Source organism: Pseudomonas corrugata (assembly GCF_001269905.1).
In the GTDB taxonomy this organism is placed as follows: Bacteria; Pseudomonadota; Gammaproteobacteria; order Pseudomonadales; family Pseudomonadaceae; genus Aquipseudomonas; species Aquipseudomonas corrugata.
Genome location: NZ_LHVK01000014.1, coordinates 423093 through 442104, shown reverse-complemented (window position 1 = coordinate 442104; position 19012 = coordinate 423093). Strand labels below are relative to the sequence as shown.

The window sequence follows — 19012 nt, the reverse complement described above, 5'->3', positions numbered from 1 at the left end:
GTAGTGTTTTGGATCTAATACAAGACGACATACTAGGTACAAATGAGAGAGATTATCAATACTATTTATTTAATTTTTTTTTTGGATTAGACTCCGGTCCGCTGGCGCCAAACAGCGTTCGGCCAGCTCAAAAAAACCAAAATATCTGTCGCAGGGGTGCGGGGCTTGAATTTCAAAAAGAATACAATTGCGTTGGCTGTGGGGTCGGCAATCGGCCTCGGCAACTGTGCATGGGCAGCGGAAGAATCCACTGCCGTGGAGATCGCTCCGATCACTGTGACGGGTGAGAAAATCAACCGTACGCTGGAGCAGACCCAGTCCAGTGTGGTGGTCGTTACTGAAGAGAAGCTGCGCGAGCATAATGACAAGAATCTGGTGGATCTGTTCGCTCGTACACCAGGTGTCTATGGCCAGGCCGATAATGAAACCTGGGGGATTCGTGGCGTGCCGGTGTCCGGTTTCGATGACCAGGGGCCGGCAGCCCTCAACGGTGCGGTCTCTGTGTATGTCGACGGTGCCGTGCAGCCGAACCGTGCGTTGACCTTGAGTCCGGTTCCGCTCTGGGACGCCGAGCAGGTCGAAGTCTTCCTCGGCCCGCAATCCACTACCCAGGGCCGTAACTCCCTGGCCGGTGCAGTGGTGATCGAGACCAAGAAACCGACGTTCCAGCCCAGCTTCTCGGCACAGACCAGTATGGGGAACTATGGTGAGCATGGGGCGGCCGTCGCCGGTGGTGGCGCCATCGTCGATGAGAAGATCGCCGGCCGGATTGCCGTGGACTATACCGACGGTGACGGCTACATCCGCAACACCGCGCTCGATAAGGACGCCAATCCGCATCGCACCAGCAACACCCGCGGCAAATTGCTGATCCTGCCCAATGACGACACTGACGTTCTGTTGACCTACGTTCATAGCGAACACCGCCAGGGTGACCGCTCGACGATGCGAGGCGCCGATGGCAAGCCCAGCTATTACGACATCTCGTCCAATACCGAGGCCTTCGACAACCTCAAACAGGACACCCTCAGCGCTAAGGTGGATCACCGCCTGAACGATGCCTGGTCGCTGACCAGCATGACCGCCAATACCAGCTCGGACTACAGCAATCGTCTGGACTTTGACCAGACTGCCGTGGACAACGAGGTCGTCCTGCGTAAGCAAGACGGCAATCTGTTCAGTCAGGAGTTGCGCCTGAACTACGACTCGGACACGGTGAAGAGCTTCGTCGGTGCCTACTACGGCCACAACACCAACAAATTCCATGATCGCTTGTTGTTCGATAATGTCCTGGTTCGCACCGTCAAGGGTGATACCAAGATTGATAACAAGGCGGTGTTCGGTGAAGTCAACTGGACATTCGCGCCACGCTGGACATTGATCACCGGTCTGCGTTACGACCACGAAACAAACGACACCGATATCGACCAGGATGGTTCCTTCGCTCCGGCGACCGTCAAGAAATCGTTCGACGCCGTGCTGCCGAAGCTCGGTATCGACTACGAACTGGCAACGGATCAGTACCTCGGTTTCATGGTGCAAAAGGGCTATCGCGGTGGTGGCGTCAACCTGCGCTCCGGTAGCGGACACCAGGCCTACGATCCGGAATACACCACCAACTACGAGTTGTCCTATCGTGGTTCGTTCTTCGAAAAAACTTTGCGCGCTCGCGCCAACCTCTACTACACCGACTGGAAAGACCAGCAAGTCAGTGTGCGGCAGAGCGGAAGCACCGTCATCGATGTCTTCAACGCCGGTCGCAGCGACATCAAGGGCCTGGAGGTCTTTGTCGAAAAAGATGTCAATGAACAATTGACGCTGACAGCGGGTGGCGCTGTGACCGATGGCAAGTACAAGGACTTTGTCACCGGCTCCGGCCAGGACATGAGCGGCGAATCGTTCCTTTCATCGCCCAAGTACAAGATGTCGGTGGGCGCTATCTATCACTATGACGACCGCCTGATGTTCGGCACGGACGTGACCTATCAAAGCACTGCGCCTTCGGAATACGAATTCGATTCCAACGGCAAGGTCACCGGTGAACGTCGGAGCGACAACTACGTATTGGTCAACTTCAACACCGAGTACAAGCTCACCAAGAACGTCGCCGTGTCCGCCTACGTCAAGAACGCGTTCGACAAGGAATATGTCACCAACAACCGCAGCGACGACATTATCGACGTCGGCGCACCACGCACGTTGGGCATGATCCTGCGCTACGACATGTAAGCCCAGGGGCGCGGGAAGGCAATCTTTCCGCGCCCGGTTTGCCGTGTCACGGATGTTTGTTTTCAGGCTGTTGTTCCCTTCCAAACCCAGCCTCCATGGAGGAAATCATGAACGCTTTTTCAAATGCCACGACAGGTGGCGCGCCACAGCTACGCCTGTTGCACACCGGTCTGTCGAACCCTTACTGCCTGGACCCAACGCCGCTGCTGGAGCGCCAGCAACAGCAGGAATCCAATGCCCGCAGCTATCCAAGGCGCATTCCCCTGGTGCTCGAGCGGGCCCATGGCATTTACGTGCAGGACAGCCGGGGGCAAGTCTTCGTCGATTGCCTGGCGGGCGCCGGCACCCTGGCCCTGGGTCATAACCACCCGGTGATCATCGAAGCCATCACCCAGGTCATGGCGGCTGGCGTACCCATGCACACCCTCGACCTCATGACCCCGGTCAAGGACGCCTTCGTCCAGGAAATTTTCGCGTGCCTGCCCAGCGAGTTCGCGCGCAATGCCCGCATCCAGTTCTGCGGCCCAAGCGGAGCCGATGCGGTCGAAGCCGCGCTCAAGCTCACCCGCACCGCCACCGGCCGCCACTCGGTGCTGGCCTTCGAAGGTGCTTATCACGGCATGACCCTGGGCACGCTGGCGATCAGCGGCAACCTGTCGCCGAAAAATGCCCTCGGCGCACTGACGCCGGGAGTGCAGCGCTTGCCGTATCCGCACGATTTCCGTTGTCCGTTCGGCGTGGCCGGGGAGCAGGGCGTGACCTTGAACGTGCGTTATCTGGAGCACCTGCTCAATGACCCGGAAAGCGGCGTGACTGCCCCGGCGGCCATGATCCTGGAGCCGATCCAGGGCGAGGGCGGGGTGATTGCCGCGCCGGACCGCTGGCTCCAGGAACTGCGCCGCCTGACCCAGGCCCATGGCATCCCGCTGATCGTCGACGAGATCCAGTGCGGCATCGCTCGCAGTGGTCGGATGTTCGGCTTCGAGCAGTCGGGCATCACCCCGGATGTCATCACCTTGTCCAAGGCCATCGGCGGTGGCCTGCCGCTGGCGGTGATGGTCTACAACGATTCGCTGGACACCTGGCAACCGGGCGCCCACGCCGGCACGTTCCGCGGCAATCAACTGGCCATGGCGGCCGGCACCGCGACCTTGCGCTTCATTCGCGATGAAGGCCTGGTCAAGCATGCCGAAACCGTGGGCGCTCACCTGCGCAAACAGCTACAGGCGCTGCAAAGCGAGTTCGCCTGGATTGGCGACGTGCGCGGGCGCGGGCTGATGTTGGGCATGGAAATCGTTGACCCACAGGGCACCCCCGACGTGCAGGGCCATGCACCGACGGATACCACCCGGGCCAAGGCTTTCCAGCAGGCCTGCCTGAAGCATGGCTTGATCGTCGAACTGGGCGGGCGCCATGGCGCGACGGTGCGCTTCTTGCCACCGCTGATCATCACCGACCAGGAAATCGATTTCGTCGCGCAAATCCTGTTCCAAGCGGCCAGCACGATCAACGAGCGTCCCGTTCGCTAAAGGACTCCCAAGGGGCTTGCCGACAGGGACGGCAAGCCTGTTGGTTGGGGAGAGGTCACCAGACTTTTGATACCCGTACATTTTGAAAAGGACTATTCGCATGTACAGACATTCCGTATCCGCGTCTCCCGCTACACATATACAAGGCGAGACAGCGGCCACTCGACAACCCCCCGAAGACGACCGCCACAGCATCCGTGAGTTGCTGCGACATTACGGACTGCGCACCAGCCTGATCCGCCTCAAGGTCATCGATGCCTTGCTCGTTGCCGCCAGGGATGGGCGTTCCATCAACGTACGCGGAGTGCACCACTACCTGGGGCTGTTTGCTGCCGAGTTGTCGCTCATCAGTGTCCGTGAAGTACTCAGGCGGCTGTGTGACGAGGGTCTCATCCTTTATCAGCCTGATAAAAGCTACCGCTTTACCTGCGAGGCCAGCGCAATAATGGAACAGTGCTCGAGCCGCTGACTGGACTGGATCGTTAGGGTCCTTGCGATTCTTTATTGACGTCAAGACATAATTTTGTTACGCGGTATCAAGCCCCCGATTTCTGAGTCGATAGCCCTACGAGGTCCGACAGATTTGTAGTTTCGTCGAGGGGTACGTCATGTTTAATACAACGCTAAAAAATGAACTGATGGCCAGGACAGCCGAGTTGGCAACATACAAGGGATTGGTCGGTGCCTTGGAACGGTCGATGGCCGTTGTCGAGTTCAGTCCCGATGGCAAGGTGCTTCGGGCCAATGAAAATTTTCTCAAGACGATGGGCTACCGTGCAGACCAGTTGGCCGGTCTGTCCCATCGTGATTTCTGTACCCCCGCGCTGGCGGGCAGCGCCGAGTACCGCGAATTCTGGAACCAGCTGCGTGCCGGTCAATTCGTTTCCGGCACCTTTCAACGTGTCAGCGGACAAGGCCAGCACATCTGGCTGGAAGCCAGTTATAACCCTGTGCTGGATGAAAATGGCCGCGTAGCGAAGGTGGTCAAGTACGCGCTGGACGTGACTGCCAAAGTCGCGAGCGAGGCCGAAACCCGCGGCAGGCTGGCGGCACTTGACCGGGCCATGGCGGTGATCGAGTTCGACCTGGGTGGCAACATCCTGACGGCAAACGATAACTTCCTCCAGGTCATGAATTACTCGCTGGCCGAACTCAAGGGCAAGCACCACCGGATGTTTTGTGAACCGGAACTGGTCAGCCGTTCCGAGTACAGCGATTTCTGGCGCCGTCTCAATGCCGGTGAGTTTTTCAGCGGCCAGTTCAAGCGTATCGGCAAGCACGGCAAGGTGGTCTGGCTGGAGGCGAGCTACAACCCGGTCTACGACGCTGAAGGCAAGTTGAGCAAGATCGTCAAGTTCGCCACCGACATCACCGAACGGGTGGAGAAGTTCGAGGAAGATTCACGGGGCGCTTCCCGCGCCTACCACATCTCCGCCGAGACCGAGAGGGTCGCCGAGCAGGGCGCCCAGGTGATCCATCAGACGGCCAAGGAAATGCGCGAGATCGCTGACAACATCGGTGCCTCCGCGCGCCTGGTCGGGCAACTGGGGGCTCGTTCGGAAGAGATCACGGCAATCGTCAATACCATTCGCGGCATTGCCGAGCAGACCAACCTGCTGGCCCTGAACGCCGCCATCGAGGCGGCGCGCGCCGGTGATCAGGGACGGGGGTTCGCGGTGGTGGCCGACGAAGTCAGGCAACTGGCCGGGCGCACCAGTCGCTCGACGTCGGAGATCGCGGAAATGATCAACATGATCCTGTCCGAAACCCGCGAAGCGGTCGCCAGCATGAGCGTGACCCATGAGGGCGCGTTGCGCGGGGTGACACTGGCGGACCAGGCCGGATCGGTCATCGTGCAGATCAGGGCCGGCACCACGGACGCACTCGAAGCGGTGAGCATGTTTGCATCCAAGCTCGATGAGTCCGATGTCATTCCCAAGACGGCAGTCGGCTGGGTGGGTTGAGACGAGCCGGATCTCCAGGGCGAACGCGGCCGCGGTCCTCAGTAGCGAATCATCACTGATTTGAGTTCGGTGTAGTCATCGATGAAGGCACCACCGAACTCCCGGCCGATCCCCGAGGCTTTGCTGCCACCGAACGGCACGGCCGGGTCGAGCAGGGTGTGCATGTTCACCCAGACGGTGCCGGCTTCGATGGCCGGTACCATGCGCAGGGCCTTGCTCAAGTCCTGTGTCCAGAGGCTGGCGCTCAGGCCGTAAGGGCTGTCGTTCATCAGGTCCAGCAGTTCTTCTTCGCTGTCGTAGGGGAAGAACGTCGCGATGGGGCCGAACGTTTCTTCGTGGAGCAACGTGTCGTCACGATGGTTGGCGAGGATGATGGTCGGCTCGACATAGCAGCCTGGCCCCTCGATCAGTCTGCCGCCATGGACGATGGTGTTGTTCTGCGCCCGGGCCTTGGCGAAGCATTCGCCGAGTTTGCGTTGGTGCGGGCGGTTGCTGACCGGGCCGAACTGGGTGCCTTCATCCAGGGGGGAGCCGATGGTGAGCTGGCCCAGGCGCCGGGCCAGTTTGTCCATGATCGGCTCGATCTGCGAGCGGTGGACGAAGAAACGTTCCGCTGCGGCGCAGATTTGCCCTGAGTGCAGGAAACCGGCCTCGATAATCCCGTTGACCGCCACGTCCGGATCCACATCCGGCAGGAACCCTGCCGCGTTCTTGCCGCCCAGCTCCAGGGTGGCACGGGTCAGTCCCGCACCCATCGCTGTCTGGCCCACCGCGATGCCGGTCGGCACGGAGCCGGTGAACGAAACCTTGTTGGTGCCCGGGTGCTCGATCAAGCCTTTACCCACCTGACCCCCACCGGTGACCACGTTCAGGGCGCCCGCCGGCAGGCCGGCCTGCATGGCCAGTTCGGCGATGCGCAGGATGGTCAGCGGCGTGAATTCGCTGGGCTTGATGATGACGCTGCAGCCGGTCACCAGCGCCGAGGCTAGTTTCCAGATGGCGATCATGGTGGAGAAATTCCACGGCACGATGCCCACCACCACGCCGACGGGTTCGCGCAGGGTGAACGCGGTGTAGCGCTCACCGGCGAAGGAGGGCAGCGACGGAGTGATGGTCTGGCCGCCGATCTTGGTGGCCCAGCCGGCGTAGTAGCGCAGGAAGTGAGCGGCCTGGTCGACTTCGAAGGCGCGGGAAATGTGAATGATCTTGCCCGACTGACAGGTTTCGATCTGCGCCAGTTCTTCGCGGTTCTGCTCCAGCAGGTCAGCCAGTTTTAGCAACACATGACCCCGGACCGCGGGTGCCGCCTGGGACCACTCCTTGAAGCCCCGCCGGGACGATTCCACCGCCGCGTCGATATCGGCGCCAATGGCGTCACTGACCTGGGCAATGACTTGGCCGGTGGCGGGGTTGATGACGTCCAGGGTCTGGCCGCCTTGGCTTTCGACGTAGCGGCCGTCGATGAACAGGGCGTGACGCCGACCGAGAAAGGCGTCGACCTGAGGCAGCAGGGCAATATCGCTCATGGGAGTTTCCTGATCGCGAACAAGAGAAAACCCGAGGTTAATCGCTGGCGGACGGCCCGGCTTGACTGTGCCTGCCGTGACGTATGTCTGTGCCTGCCAGGGAGGCGTTGGCAGCCACGAGCAAAACCCCTTGCAGCCAGGAACAAGCCAGCGTCGCCGGTTTGCGGTCAGATCAACGTTTCGACTTGATGGGTAAAGGGGCGGGCAATGTTTCTCCAGACCAACAGACAGAAGCTGGCGTTGAGTACCCAGGTGCAACGGGCGCTGGCCGGTGAAACCGACGACACACCCGTGCTCGACGCGTATCCGCAGCTGCGGGCCTGCCTGGCCCGGTACGCTCGACAGATGACGGATGCCACCGAGCGCTGTCGTCAGGTCGAAGAACAGTTGGACGAACAAGCCGCGCGGGGACAGCGAGGCGAACGCGAACAGGAGACGGTGCGCCAGCAACTGGCCCAAGCGGAGTTGCGCGAACGCGAACTGCAGATGCAGTTGGATGAATACCGCCAGCAGTTGCAGCAGCAACGCCAGGAAGCGCAGATCTGGGAGTTGCTGCAATCGACCCTGACCGAAGGCTGCTGGGACATCACGGTGGTCAATGGCGATCTTCAGCACTCGGCCAGCGGCATGCGATTCTCCAGTCAGTTTCGCTTGCTGCTGGGCTATGGGCCAGACGAGCTACCCGATGGTTGGGATACCCAGGTGGGTATTACCCACCCGGACGACCTGCCGAAGATCATGGCGATTTTCGACCGGGAGATCCTGGGTTCCCAGGGCAGTGGCGAATACGTCTTCGAGTATCGCATGCGCCACAAGAGCCGGGATTACATCTGGTGCCGTGAACGCGGGCGTGCGGTACGGGATGCCCAGGGGCGACTGGTGCGGGTCATTGGCGCGGTGCGTGATATCAGCGATGAGCGTTCGGCCCAATCCACCCACCAGCGCATGCTGGAGCAGAACCAGGTCACCTACGCCCAGATCGCCACGGTGGTGGGGGTGATCAAGGGGATTGCCGACCAGACCAACCTGTTGGCCTTGAACGCGGCGATCGAGGCCGCCAGGGCGGGGGAGGTCGGACGGGGCTTCTCCGTGGTAGCCGATGAGGTGCGCAAGCTGGCGGAGAGTACCCGCCAGGCGACGCATCAGATCCAGACGATGCTGCATCAGCATAAACAGTAAGCGGATCGGGAGCCGCCGTCCTGGCCGCTCCCGATGCGTTCAGAACGGCACTGCCACCACCAGTTGGCTGTAGACGTTGGTGCCGTTGCCGCCCACCTGATTGCCACCGTTGCTCTCGTCCTTTTCCGGCTTGTACAGGCCCACCAGCGGCGTGACGATCAGGTGCTCGTTCAGCGCCCATTCCACATACAGGTCCAGCTCTCGGCCGTCGAGGTTCAATGCCTGGCGGGTGTGCAGGGTCTTGTAGTCGAAGAGCAGCGCGCCGAGGGTCACGGTTTCCGTCGGCTTGAGCTTGAGACCAACGTGCTGGATGGCGGTATTGCTGTTGAACGGGCCGGAATAGTTGCCGGCCACTTCGCCCTGGAACCAGGTCCCGTAGCCACGGCTCAGGCCGTTGAACATCGAGTCCCAGTTCTGCGAGTAGCGGCTGTAGCGATAGGTCAGGTCCGGCGTCCAGGGCAGGTCGGTGAAGGTATAGCCGGCCTCGGTGTACCAGGCTTTTTCCGGGCCGGCGTCCTTGTCCTGCCAAGCGTATTCGAAGGCGAAGTGAGCGTTTTCGATGCCGGCGTTGCCGCTGCCGCGCAGGCTGTAGATGTCCATGCCTTCGCGCTGCTTCTGGAAGTCGCTGGCGTAGTGATCATCGACGTCGATGCCATGGATGTAGGTCAAGCCCAGGGTGCCGGGCGCGCGGGTGTATTCCAGGGTACCGGCGGCCATTTCGGTGTTGGCCTGGGCGCGGTTATCGGACTTGATCCACATCAGGCTGCCATGCACGCCTTCCTTGCCGCCCAGGCGCAGCACGGCGGTCTTGTCGAAGGCGTGACGGGCCGCCAGGTAATAAGCGCCGCCCCGATTGAACTCGCCATCCGCTGGGCCTTTGCCCAGGTTCAAGCCGTCGTCGTTGATGATGAAACCATCGCCCAGGGTGATCACCTGCCGACCATAGGACAGGTCGACGCCATCCTTGCCCAGCACCGGAAACAGATCCCCCGAGCGCCAGCCGGCGAAGGCTTCATCGAACTGGGTGGTGCGTTCGGAACCGTCGCTCAGGCCGGCCGGATCGCCGTCGCCCCAGGTGCCGGAGCTGACCAGATTGGTCGTGCCGTAGACACTGCCCATGCCTGCGAGTGTCTGCTCGATACTCAGGCCATACTTGATGAAACCTTCCCGCCAGCTCGAACCGCCGGCGGTGCCGTCGTAGTTCTTGCGGCTGTTGAACATCCCGTAGACCGCCAGGAAGTTACCGGTGACGGTGGTGTCTTCGTCGGCGTATAGCTCATAGGCCTGGGCCGACGGCCCGGCGACCAGCAAGGCGATGCCCAGGCCTATGGCGCGGCGCAGCGGTGGTGTGTGGCGTGTGTGCTCCATGGTGTATCCCCAGTGTGGTTGGATGGCAGAGCACGCATTAAGGAGAACGGGGGGCAGGGAAGTCTTTCACCTGGCTGCCATGGAATTGACCCAGACCGCCAGGTGGCGGACGCTGGCAGGCAGCAACAAAACCGGCGGCAGACATGGGCAAGACGCCCGGGACGGCGTGGCGCAAAGTGAGGCTGCACGCAACGCCGTTTCGATCAGGGACTGGCTGGGGGGCTCGAATGCCGGCTCCTGGACGGCGGTGGCATCCATACTAAAAATCCGCTTCTCGAGGATCTGCATCATGTCGATCAATGACCGGCTTACCGCGCACTTGAACCGGGGTACGGTGGGCTTTCCCACCGCCCTGGCCAGCACCATTGGCCTGATCATGGCCAGCCCGGTGATTCTCACCGCGACCATGGGCTTCGGTATCGGCGGCAGTGCGTTTGCCGTGGCCATGCTGATCGCCGTAGTGATGATGCTGGCCCAGGCGACCACGTTTGCCGAGGCTGCATCGATCCTGCCCACCACCGGATCGGTCTATGACTACATCAACTGTGGCATGGGGCGCTTCTTTGCGATCACCGGCACGCTGTCGGCCTATCTGATCGTGCACGTGTTTGCCGGCACCGCCGAGACCATTCTTTCCGGGGTCATGGCGCTGGTGAACTTCGAACACCTGAACACCCTGGCCGAATCCGCCGGTGGCTCCTGGCTGCTTGGGGTCGGGTTTGTCATCGTCTTCGGGATCCTCAATGCCTTCGGTGTCAGCGCGTTCGGCAGGGCCGAGATCATCCTGACCTTCGGCATGTGGACCACGTTGATGGTGTTCGGCGTGCTGGGCCTGATCGCCGCGCCAGCGGTGCAACTGGAGGGCTGGTTCGGCGTCTCGCTGGTGGGCACTGACCTGATCACTATATTGTCGCTGGTGGGCATGGCAATGTTCATGTTTGTCGGTTGCGAGTTCGTGACGCCATTGGCGCCGGACCTGCGCAACTCGGCCAAGGTCATGCCCAAGGCGATGGTCCTGGGCTTGTTGAGTGTCGCCTCATGCATGTTCATCTACGGCGCAGCCATGAAGCGTCAGGTGGAAAACGTGCTGCTGGATGCCGCCAGTGGTGTGCATCTGCTGGACACGCCCATGGCGATTCCGCGCTTCGCCGAACAGGTCATGGGCGACATCGGCCCGATATGGCTGGGGATCGGCTTTCTGTTTGCCGGTGCGGCGACCATCAACACCCTGATGGCCGGCGTGCCGAGGATTCTTTATGGGATGGCGGTGGACGGTGCTCTGCCGAAGGTCTTTACCTACCTGCACCCGCGCTTCAAGACGCCGCTGTTGTGCATCCTGGTGGCGGTGCTGATTCCTTGCCTGCACGCGCTGTGGCTTGGCGGCAACACCGACAACATCATGCACCTGGTATTGGCGGCGGTGTGTGCCTGGAGTTTCGCCTATTTGCTGGTGACCGTGTCGGTGGTCAGCCTGCGGATCCGTCGTCCCGACCTGCCACGGGCCTATCGCTCGCCGTTTTTCCCGTTGCCACAGATCCTGTCCAGCGCCGGCATCGTGTTGGGCATGTGGTTTATCACGCCTCCCGGCATGAACCCGGCGGACATCTACATCCCGTTCGCGGTGATGCTCGGTGGCACCGCGGCCTATGCGTTGTTCTGGACCCTGGTGGTGCAGAAGGTCAATCCATTCACGCCGGCGTCGGTGGAAGACGTGCTGGCCAAGGAGTTTTCCCATGAGCCAGGGCAACCTGTCGACGCGTTTGACGAGCGTGCTGCAAAAACTGTCTGAGCTGTTCAGCGCCAGGCGGGCCCCGGCCGGTTATCGGCCTGGGGTAACCCTGGAGCATGTGCGGCGCAACCTCGGGTTGGCGCGATTCGAGTTATCGGGACCGACGTCGGCGACGCTGGTCATCGACGACGGCAGGCTTCATCTGGAGGTCGTCGAACGCACCGAGTCGCAGCTCCTGATGCACCTGGTGATGACTGAGTTCGTGCTGCGCGTGCCGGCATCGATAGAGGGCATGGCACGTCTGGAACTGCACCATGGAGGGGCCATTCGCCGCAATGGCATTCGCTGCCGGCAGCGGGACGGGGACACGGCGTTGGTGGCCCGGTTGCAGGCGGCAGTGGAGCAAGACCCGGTGTTGTATCAGGCGCTCATGCCACTGGACTTCAAGCGCTTGCGCATCGAGCTGCACGGGCGCGAATGGCGTGTGTGCCTGGAACACATGGGCGGCAGCGAAGTGGTCAACCGCATGCCGGCCTTTCGTCGTTACATTCCTATCGGACCCGAGCAGCGCATGGCGTTGCTGGCGGTCTTGAGCGGCTTGCAACGGGTCTTGAGCAACCTTTGATTCTGTTGTGATGCCCTGGCATCAATCCTGCTACTGCTCTGGCGATCAGGTACTTGTTGCGTGCATATAGATAACATGTTAACTATTGCCCTACAAAAACAATAAGCCACTGCGGAGAGCGCCATGAGCATGCAACAGGTTGGGCAAGACGGGCTGGAGTCCTGGAACCGGGATCTGCGTGCCACTTGCGGTCACTTCGAGACGGAGTTGGCGTTTAATCGTGCTTTGTTTATCGGTCAGGTATCGAATTTCTGCCGTGGCGGCCTATCCCTTTCCAACCTGCGCACCAACGCCGGCTCCATCAAGCGCCATTCGCCCAATCCGGATCACGACGATGATCAGGATTGCTTGCTGGTCAGCCAGCGCAGTGGCTATTGCCGTATCACCCAGAATGGCCTGAGCATCCAGTTGGCCCCGGGTGAGCTGCTGTTGATGGATTCGGCCGGCTCGCTTGAGATCAGCCCGTTCGGCTTGATCGAGCACGCCGTGCTGTCCTTGTCTCGCCAGGATGTGTCGAGACAACTGGGCGCAGAGACAAAGACCTTCGGCAAGATCTCTTCGAGCAAGGCCTGCGGGCGGATGCTGCATGTGCTGATGGACCAGTTGTGCAAGGACACCCCGGACGGCGAGGGCGTGGCGGGTGAGGGGGAAGCCTTGCAGAATGCGTTTGTCTCGCTGCTGGGATCAGCGCTGGAACACACCACCGATGCCCGCGATGACGCGGCGTCCCTCCAGGGCAGCCATCTGCGCAGCTATGTGCAGAAGGTCATCGACGAATCCTTGACCCAGCCCGGTCTGAGCCCGGTCGGGTTGGCCAATCGCCTGAACATCTCGGTGCGGCACCTGTACCGTTTGTTCGAAGAGCAGGATGACAGCGTCTGCCGCTACATCCAGCGGGCACGGCTCAAGCGCAGTGCCGATGACCTGAGCAACCCGTTCCTGCGGGACGAATCCATTACCTCGATCGCCTACAAATGGGGCTTTACCGACTCGGCCCACTTCAGCCGTTCGTTCAAGAAGCAGTTCGAACAGTCACCCAAGGATTTTCGCTCCAGCCACCTGCAGCAGGCCTTGGGGATGGTTTGAGGCGGGATGGTTGTTGGCCGAACTACCGCCATCGCGAGCAGGCTCGCTCCCACAGGGGAGTTGTGGTGTGTGCGGTATTGGGGACACTGCTGAACCTGTGGGAGCCGGGCTTGCCCGCGATGACGGCGTTCCATTCAACATCTCTGTGGCAGATACACCGCTTTCGCGAGCAGGCTCCCACAGGGGAGTTGTGGTGTGTGCGGTATTGGGGACACTGCTGAACCTGTGGGAGCCGGGCTTGCCCGCGATGACGGCGGCATATTCAACATCTCTGTGACAGATACACCGCTTTCGCGAGCAAGCCCGCTCCCACAGGGGAGTTGTGGTGTGTGCGGCATTGGGGACACTGCTGAACCTGTGGGAGCCGGGCTTGCCCGCGATGACGGCGTTCCATTCAACATCTCTGTGGCAGATACACTGCTTTCGTGAGCAGGCTCCCACAGGGGAGTTGTGGTGTGTGCGAAATAGGAGGGGACACTGCTGAACCTGTGGGAGCCGGGCTTGTCCGCGATGACGGCGTTCCATTCAACATCTCTGTGGCAGATACACCGCTTTCGCGAGCAAGCCCGCTCCCACAAAGGGATTGTGGTGCTGTGCGATTGCGGTGTTACCGGGAATACATGTGGGAGCGAGCCTGCTCGCGATGGCGGTGGATTTGTCGCCACCATCGCGAGCCGAACCCGCTTCAAACCTCCGGCAAGGTCGAGCCGCCGTCGACCACCAGAGTCTGGCCAGTCACGTAGCTGGCCAGGTCCGAGGCCAGGAACAGCATGGCGCCGGCGATGTCGGCCGGTTTGCCCAAGCGCCCCAGAGGGACCCGCCGGGCGATGTCCTGGTTGAGGTCATCGTCACCGAGGTTGGCCATCGCCGGTGTCGCAATCATGCCGGGTTCGACGCCGTTGACCCTGACATTCTCAGTCGCCAGCTCCAGTGCCGCGTTGCGAATGAAACCATTGACCCCGGCCTTGGACGCGGCGTAATGGCTGAGCCCCGGATACGCCACCCGTGGGCCGGTGACCGATGAAGTCACTAGCACACAGCCTTGGCCCTGCCGCCGGAACATCGGCAGCGCCGCCTGCGTCAGCCAGAACAGCGCCGACAGGTTCACCGCCAGCGTCCGTTCCAGTACCGCTGGCGTAATCTGCTCGAAAGCCGTCAGTGGAAAGTACCCGGCGTTGTGCACCAGTACATCCAGCCGCCCCAGGCGCTGCTCCAGCCCGGCCATCATGGCACCAATCGCCGTGGCGTCAGCCAGATCAACGCCCACGGCTTCCACCTGGCAGCCTTCGGCAGTCAATTCACCGGCGAGCGCTTCGGCCCGCGCCAGGCCCAGGTCGGCGATCACCACGCGGGCTCCGCGCCAGGCGAAGCCTTCGACAATGGCCCGGCCAATGCCTTGGGCGCCGCCAGTCACCAACACTGCTTTGCCACTGAAATCCAGATCATTCGGCATGGGGTGTCTCCATCTGACTAAAGGCCAGTGTCGGCACGTCGACGATGCTGGAACCGCCATCGGCCACCAGCGCCGCGCCGGTGATGATCGACGCGTCTCTGGAGGCCAGGAAGCGACAGACATGGGCGATTTCCTCGGCGCTGGCTGGCCGCCGCAACGGCACGTCCGCGCAGACCCGGTCGTAGGCCTGTTGCAGCGTTTCGCCATGGAACTGCATCAGCACCTGCATTTCCTCATCGGCCATCGGCGTGCGCACCCAGCCTGGGCAGACGGCGTTGACCCGCACGCCTTTGGGGCCGTAATCCCGCGCCAGGGAGCGGTTCAGACCCAATAGCGCATGCTTGGCGGTGGTGTAGCCGCAAACCTGCGGCCCTGCCGCCAATGACGCAATGGAGGCCACCAGCACAATGTTGCCGGCGCTTTCCTGTAGCAGTGGCAAGCAAGCCCGTGCGCTGTAGAACGCGCTGTCGAGATTGCTGCGCATGGCCGCGTCCCAGGCCTGTGGGCTGGTCTCGGTGGCGCTGCCCTGGCCCATTCCACCGGCGCAGGCCAGCAACACATGAAGTCGGCCGAAGCGCTGGCGAATCTGCGCGACGAAACCGTCCCAGGTTGCCGGGCAAGCCGCATCGCCCACCAGCACCATGCCGCCAATTTCAGCTGCCAGTTGCTCCAGGGGCTCGCGGCGTCGGCCAATCAACACCAGGTTGGCGCCTTCGGCCGCGTGCAAACGGGCACAAGCGGCGCCGATCCCGGTGCCGGCGCCGGTAATCACCACGGTGCGAGATTCAGGCATCGGGATACTCCGTGTGGTTGAGGACCTGGCAGTAGGAACTGACCGGGAAGTTGGAGAACTCATCGAACGACGCCCCGGCGTAACCGAAGATCTTGCCGTCGCTGCGATGTTGTTGCAGGTCGATCAGCACCAGGCCGAGGGTCGGGATGATCTTTTCCCGCCAGACAAACAGGTACAACTCGTCGCTGATCTTGTAGGTGTCGCAACGATCGGTGTCGCACAGGCCTTGCTCCACGCCCTTGAGGCACTGCCAGGAATAGAACCGGTCGTTGAGGTAGATGTGTTCGTAGACTTCACTCGGGCTGTAGCGATACAGGTTGCGCAAACCCACCAGTTCAGTGCTCGGGGCATGCGGGCAGAGGCCTGGCTGCCAAGGGCGATCAAGGCTGCCATGGAGAAATTCGACACCGACAGCCGTCAGTGGCTGGCCCGCCAATGCACGCCCGTACAGACCTTCGCGGGTTTGTGCCTGTTCGGGCATGCGGCCGATCACCGCAGTGAACGCCGCGTTGGCGGTATCGAGCACCAGGCTGACCGACAGAGTTTGCGCGCCTTCGCCCTTGAGAAAGTCCACCAGGTACAACCCCGGGCGCACCGACGTGGCCCGATACGGTGCCGTGCCGCTGGAGTGCCCATCGGCCGCGTGCCACGACAACATTTCCTGCTCGAATCGATGCTCGATCTGCCAGCCATTGGCGAAATTCAGGGTGAAGGTCTTGCCGCTCAGGTCCGCCAGGTTTGGCAGGATGAAGGCTTCTGGGGCAAAGCCATCGGCCAGGGCGCCGACGGTGATCCAGTCTGTAGATGTGCTCATTGCAAGGCTCCGGTTGGATGAAGTGTCCACCCGGATCATGTAGGCCTGAGCGCCCGCGGACTATCAACCGAATGGTTGAACCGCGTCAGAGAAACAGTGTGCTGACCAACTCGGTGCGGCTGCTTACACCGACCTTGCGAAACAGGTTGATCAGATGAGTCTTGATGGTTGGCAAGCCCACATCCAGCTCCCGGGCCAGGTACTTGTTGCTGACGCCTTGGCGCAGCAGCAAGGCGATCTGGCGCTCCTTGGGCGTCAAGTTGCCCAGGGTATCTCCATGGGCGGGGAGGTGGGCGACGGCCAGTTGCAGAAGGGCCTGCAAGGCGTTGAGTTGGGTTAACTGCTGGCTGGTGAATACACCTTGTTCGGCGGTGCGCAGCAACGAGATGGCGGCGTGCGGCTGACCATCCCGACGGGCGAAGACTTCCACCACATCCACAATACCGTGGCGCTGCAAGAAGCTGCGGTAACGTTGGTTGTTTCGTACCGGCTGGCGGGTCATCGCCAGGCCCAGCGGCACCACCGCCTGCTCGCTGGACACGCAGTTGCGCGGTTGCAGCGGATCGAACTGGTGGTAATTGTCCAAGTAATCGCGGTGCATCTCGCCGCTCATGCCGTGCAGGCTGAAATCATGGGCCTGCAAGTGCCGGTCGACGCAGTAGAAGGCCGCCCGGCTGGCGGGAATCAACTGGGTGAACGCTTGCAGGCAGTGGCCGGCGATGTCCTGGGTGGGGATGACGTTCATGGGCGCAACCTTCGTCATACGGGCCGCCGGTGATTCCGGCGGCCCTGTCCGGTCAGGCTACCGCGAAGTAGTGCTTGACGAAACTCTCACTGACCACTTCCCACAGCACCGGCGTGCCCTTGGTCACGAACCAGCTGTCGCCGGCCTTGTAGCGGGTGCTCTGGCCGGTGGCTTCATCGGTGAGCACCACTTCGCCGGTGACCACGGTGGCTTGTTCGGCGAATGGGTACACCATCCGGAACTTGCCCTGGGTGGTGCCGAAGTAGGCACTGCTGATGGCGTCGGTCGGGGCGCCGAAAGTCATCTTGCCGAAGGCTTTGACTTCGCCTTCGAGGATTTGCGAACCCAGGTCGGCAACGGTGCCCCAGGCGTCCAGTTCGGACAGCTGGATGTCTTTCTTGAGAGTGGTGAGGGACATGGCAGTGACTCCTGATGATTGAGACGGATGTGGTTTTGTGGCGAGGGGATTTATCCCCGTTGGGCTGCGCAGCAGCCCCATGGGCACTCAGATATGGATTCAGGCCCACTACACGTCAGCGACGGCCATTCCAGTAACCCGACAACTGGTGCCAGGACTTGCCGGCGGTCAGCAGCAGCGGGCGGATGGCGTCTTTGCCGATGATGGTCGGGCGCTTGATGGAGCTGACCAGGTCGTAGCGCGCCGAGCCTTCGCTCATGCCTTCGGCCAGCACCTTGCAGATGATGTGGCTCGGCGTGACACCAAAGCCGGAATAACCCTGGACAAAAAAAGCGTTGCGGCGGCCGGGCAGGGTGCCGATCTGCGGGAACAGGTTCGGGCTGCAGGCCATCGGACCGCCCCAGGCCAGGTCGATTTTCACGTCCTTGAGGTACGGGAAAATTTTCAGCATCAGATGCCGGTTCCAGGCCTTGAGGTCCTGGGGAATATGTTCCACCAGCGGCGTGGCGGCACCGAACAGCAAACGGTTTTCATTGGTGACGCGGTAGTAGTCGATCACCGGGCGAATGTCGCTGTAGGCTCCGCGGATCGGGCTGATGCGCTGGATCAACTCGTCCGACAACGGCTCGGTCATCATCTGAAAGGCGTAGGTGTTGATGGTCGAACGATGCAGCTCCGGCTCCAGCTTGTTGAGGAAGCTGTCGCAGGCCCACAGCAGCTTGCTGGCCTTGACCGAGCCACGTCCGGTGCGCACGGTGATGCGCTCGCCGTAGCTGACTTCCAGGGCCGGGCTGTTCTCGAAGATTCGTACGCCGTGGCCGGCCAGGGCCTTGGCTTCACCCAGCAGCAGATTCAGCGAATGCACATGCCCACCGCCCATGTGCAGCAAGGCGCTGCCGTAGGCCTTGGAGCCGATGATCTGCTGGACGTCGGAGCCGCCAAGAAAGCGGATCTCATGCTTGCTGTTGATCGACTTGAAGTCTTTTTCCCAGGCCCGCAGGGTTTTCTCCTGGCGGGCGTTGAAACCCATATAGCCATAGCCGTGGCAGAAGTCGGCATCGATGGCGTATTTGGCGATGCGGTCCTTGATGATGTCCGCACCCAGGTCGCTGATCTCGAAGACCTGGCGCAGGCCGTCTTCGCCCACGTCTTTCTTGATCTTTTCCAGGTCATGCCCGATCCCGGCCATGATCTGCCCGCCGTTGCGCCCGGTGCCGCCGAAGCCCAGGTAACGCGCCTCGAGCACCACGATATTGGTGATGCCTTTTTCAGCGAGCTCCAGCGCGGTGTTGATGCCGGAGAAGCCGCCGCCAATCACTACGACATCGGCTTCCACGTCTTGCTCCAGGGTGGGGAAGCTGAGGTTGTACTTCTTGGTGGCGGTGTAATAGGTGGGCGTTTCGATATTGATCATGACGCAACCTGACAAAGTGAAAGGAAACTCCGTGCAGAGCCCTGCACGCGATGTCTCTATTAAGGGCCCGGAGCGGGGCGCTTGTCTTGATCATCCGTGCCGCGGGACTTGATCGAGCGCGCCATCGCTCGGTTCTTTCG

17 protein-coding genes and 1 pseudogene are annotated in these 19012 nt (G+C 61.5%); 9 read left to right on the top strand and 9 right to left on the bottom strand.

What is annotated here, in order from left to right:
- Positions 1-165: 165 nt before the first annotated feature.
- The 5 genes and pseudogenes from AD665_RS20155 (at position 166) to AD665_RS28235 (ending at position 5722) form a co-directional block, all read left to right on the top strand.
- Complete coding sequence (locus tag AD665_RS20155; RefSeq protein WP_053193383.1) at positions 166-2229, top strand: TonB-dependent receptor; 2064 nt, start codon at positions 166-168, stop codon at positions 2227-2229.
- Between the two features lie 107 nt (positions 2230-2336).
- Positions 2337-3758 (top strand): diaminobutyrate--2-oxoglutarate transaminase, encoded by a 1422-nt coding sequence (locus AD665_RS20150; RefSeq protein ID WP_080996602.1) that lies wholly within the window; start codon positions 2337-2339, stop codon positions 3756-3758.
- Positions 3759-3858: 100 nt separating this feature from the next.
- On the top strand, positions 3859-4227 hold the full coding sequence (locus AD665_RS20145; RefSeq protein ID WP_053193381.1) for a hypothetical protein: 369 nt from the start codon (positions 3859-3861) through the stop codon (positions 4225-4227).
- A 139-nt stretch (positions 4228-4366) separates the two neighbouring features.
- A pseudogene (locus tag AD665_RS28240) lies at positions 4367-5134 on the top strand (PAS domain-containing protein); the annotation flags it as partial.
- A gap of 3 nt (positions 5135-5137) precedes the next feature.
- Positions 5138-5722, top strand: coding sequence for a methyl-accepting chemotaxis protein (locus AD665_RS28235; RefSeq protein ID WP_392396992.1), 585 nt, complete (start codon positions 5138-5140; stop codon positions 5720-5722).
- Positions 5723-5760: 38 nt separating this feature from the next.
- Here AD665_RS28235 and AD665_RS20135 read toward each other — a convergent pair whose 3' ends face one another.
- The gene (locus tag AD665_RS20135; RefSeq protein WP_024780740.1) at positions 5761-7248 is read right to left on the bottom strand and encodes an aldehyde dehydrogenase family protein; all 1488 of its coding nucleotides are present in this window, start codon (positions 7246-7248) and stop codon (positions 5761-5763) included.
- 207 nt (positions 7249-7455) lie between these two features.
- On the opposite strand from AD665_RS20135, the gene AD665_RS28025 reads away from it, so the two are divergent.
- The gene (locus tag AD665_RS28025) at positions 7456-8427 is read left to right on the top strand and encodes a methyl-accepting chemotaxis protein (RefSeq protein WP_024780739.1); all 972 of its coding nucleotides are present in this window, start codon (positions 7456-7458) and stop codon (positions 8425-8427) included.
- Between the two features lie 39 nt (positions 8428-8466).
- Here AD665_RS28025 and AD665_RS20125 read toward each other — a convergent pair whose 3' ends face one another.
- Positions 8467-9795, bottom strand: coding sequence for an alginate export family protein (locus tag AD665_RS20125; protein ID WP_053193373.1), 1329 nt, complete (start codon positions 9793-9795; stop codon positions 8467-8469).
- 66 nt (positions 9796-9861) lie between these two features.
- On the bottom strand, positions 9862-10053 hold the full coding sequence (locus tag AD665_RS20120; protein ID WP_147460431.1) for a hypothetical protein: 192 nt from the start codon (positions 10051-10053) through the stop codon (positions 9862-9864).
- Between the two features lie 31 nt (positions 10054-10084).
- Between AD665_RS20120 and AD665_RS20115 the strand changes: the two genes are divergently transcribed.
- The 3 genes from AD665_RS20115 (at position 10085) to feaR (ending at position 13235) form a co-directional block, all read left to right on the top strand.
- Complete coding sequence (locus tag AD665_RS20115; RefSeq protein ID WP_053193368.1) at positions 10085-11584, top strand: APC family permease; 1500 nt, start codon at positions 10085-10087, stop codon at positions 11582-11584.
- The gene (locus AD665_RS20110; protein WP_050593886.1) at positions 11529-12149 is read left to right on the top strand and encodes a DUF3156 family protein; all 621 of its coding nucleotides are present in this window, start codon (positions 11529-11531) and stop codon (positions 12147-12149) included. Before AD665_RS20115 ends, AD665_RS20110 begins: the two co-directional genes overlap by 56 nt.
- Before the next feature lie 123 nt (positions 12150-12272).
- Positions 12273-13235 (top strand): transcriptional regulator FeaR, encoded by a 963-nt coding sequence (feaR, locus tag AD665_RS20105; protein WP_053193367.1) that lies wholly within the window; start codon positions 12273-12275, stop codon positions 13233-13235.
- Between the two features lie 685 nt (positions 13236-13920).
- On the opposite strand, the gene AD665_RS20100 is transcribed toward feaR, so the two are convergent.
- From AD665_RS20100 to AD665_RS20075, 6 genes are all read right to left on the bottom strand, one after another.
- A complete protein-coding gene (locus tag AD665_RS20100) occupies positions 13921-14688 on the bottom strand; it encodes an SDR family oxidoreductase (protein ID WP_053193362.1) in 768 nt (255 codons plus the stop codon).
- Positions 14678-15481, bottom strand: a complete 804-nt coding sequence (locus AD665_RS20095) for an SDR family NAD(P)-dependent oxidoreductase (protein ID WP_053193361.1) — start codon at positions 15479-15481, stop codon at positions 14678-14680. The genes AD665_RS20100 and AD665_RS20095 overlap by 11 nt, the downstream gene beginning before the upstream one ends.
- Positions 15474-16295, bottom strand: a complete 822-nt coding sequence (locus tag AD665_RS20090; RefSeq protein WP_024779814.1) for a molybdenum cofactor biosynthesis F family protein — start codon at positions 16293-16295, stop codon at positions 15474-15476. Before AD665_RS20090 ends, AD665_RS20095 begins: the two co-directional genes overlap by 8 nt.
- A gap of 85 nt (positions 16296-16380) precedes the next feature.
- Positions 16381-17040: a helix-turn-helix transcriptional regulator gene (locus AD665_RS20085; protein WP_024779815.1), complete on the bottom strand. Its 660-nt coding sequence runs from the start codon at positions 17038-17040 to the stop codon at positions 16381-16383.
- Positions 17041-17092: 52 nt separating this feature from the next.
- Complete coding sequence (locus AD665_RS20080) at positions 17093-17458, bottom strand: cupin domain-containing protein (RefSeq protein WP_024779816.1); 366 nt, start codon at positions 17456-17458, stop codon at positions 17093-17095.
- A 115-nt stretch (positions 17459-17573) separates the two neighbouring features.
- A complete protein-coding gene (locus AD665_RS20075; RefSeq protein WP_024779817.1) occupies positions 17574-18872 on the bottom strand; it encodes an NAD(P)/FAD-dependent oxidoreductase in 1299 nt (432 codons plus the stop codon).
- Positions 18873-19012 lie beyond the last annotated feature (140 nt).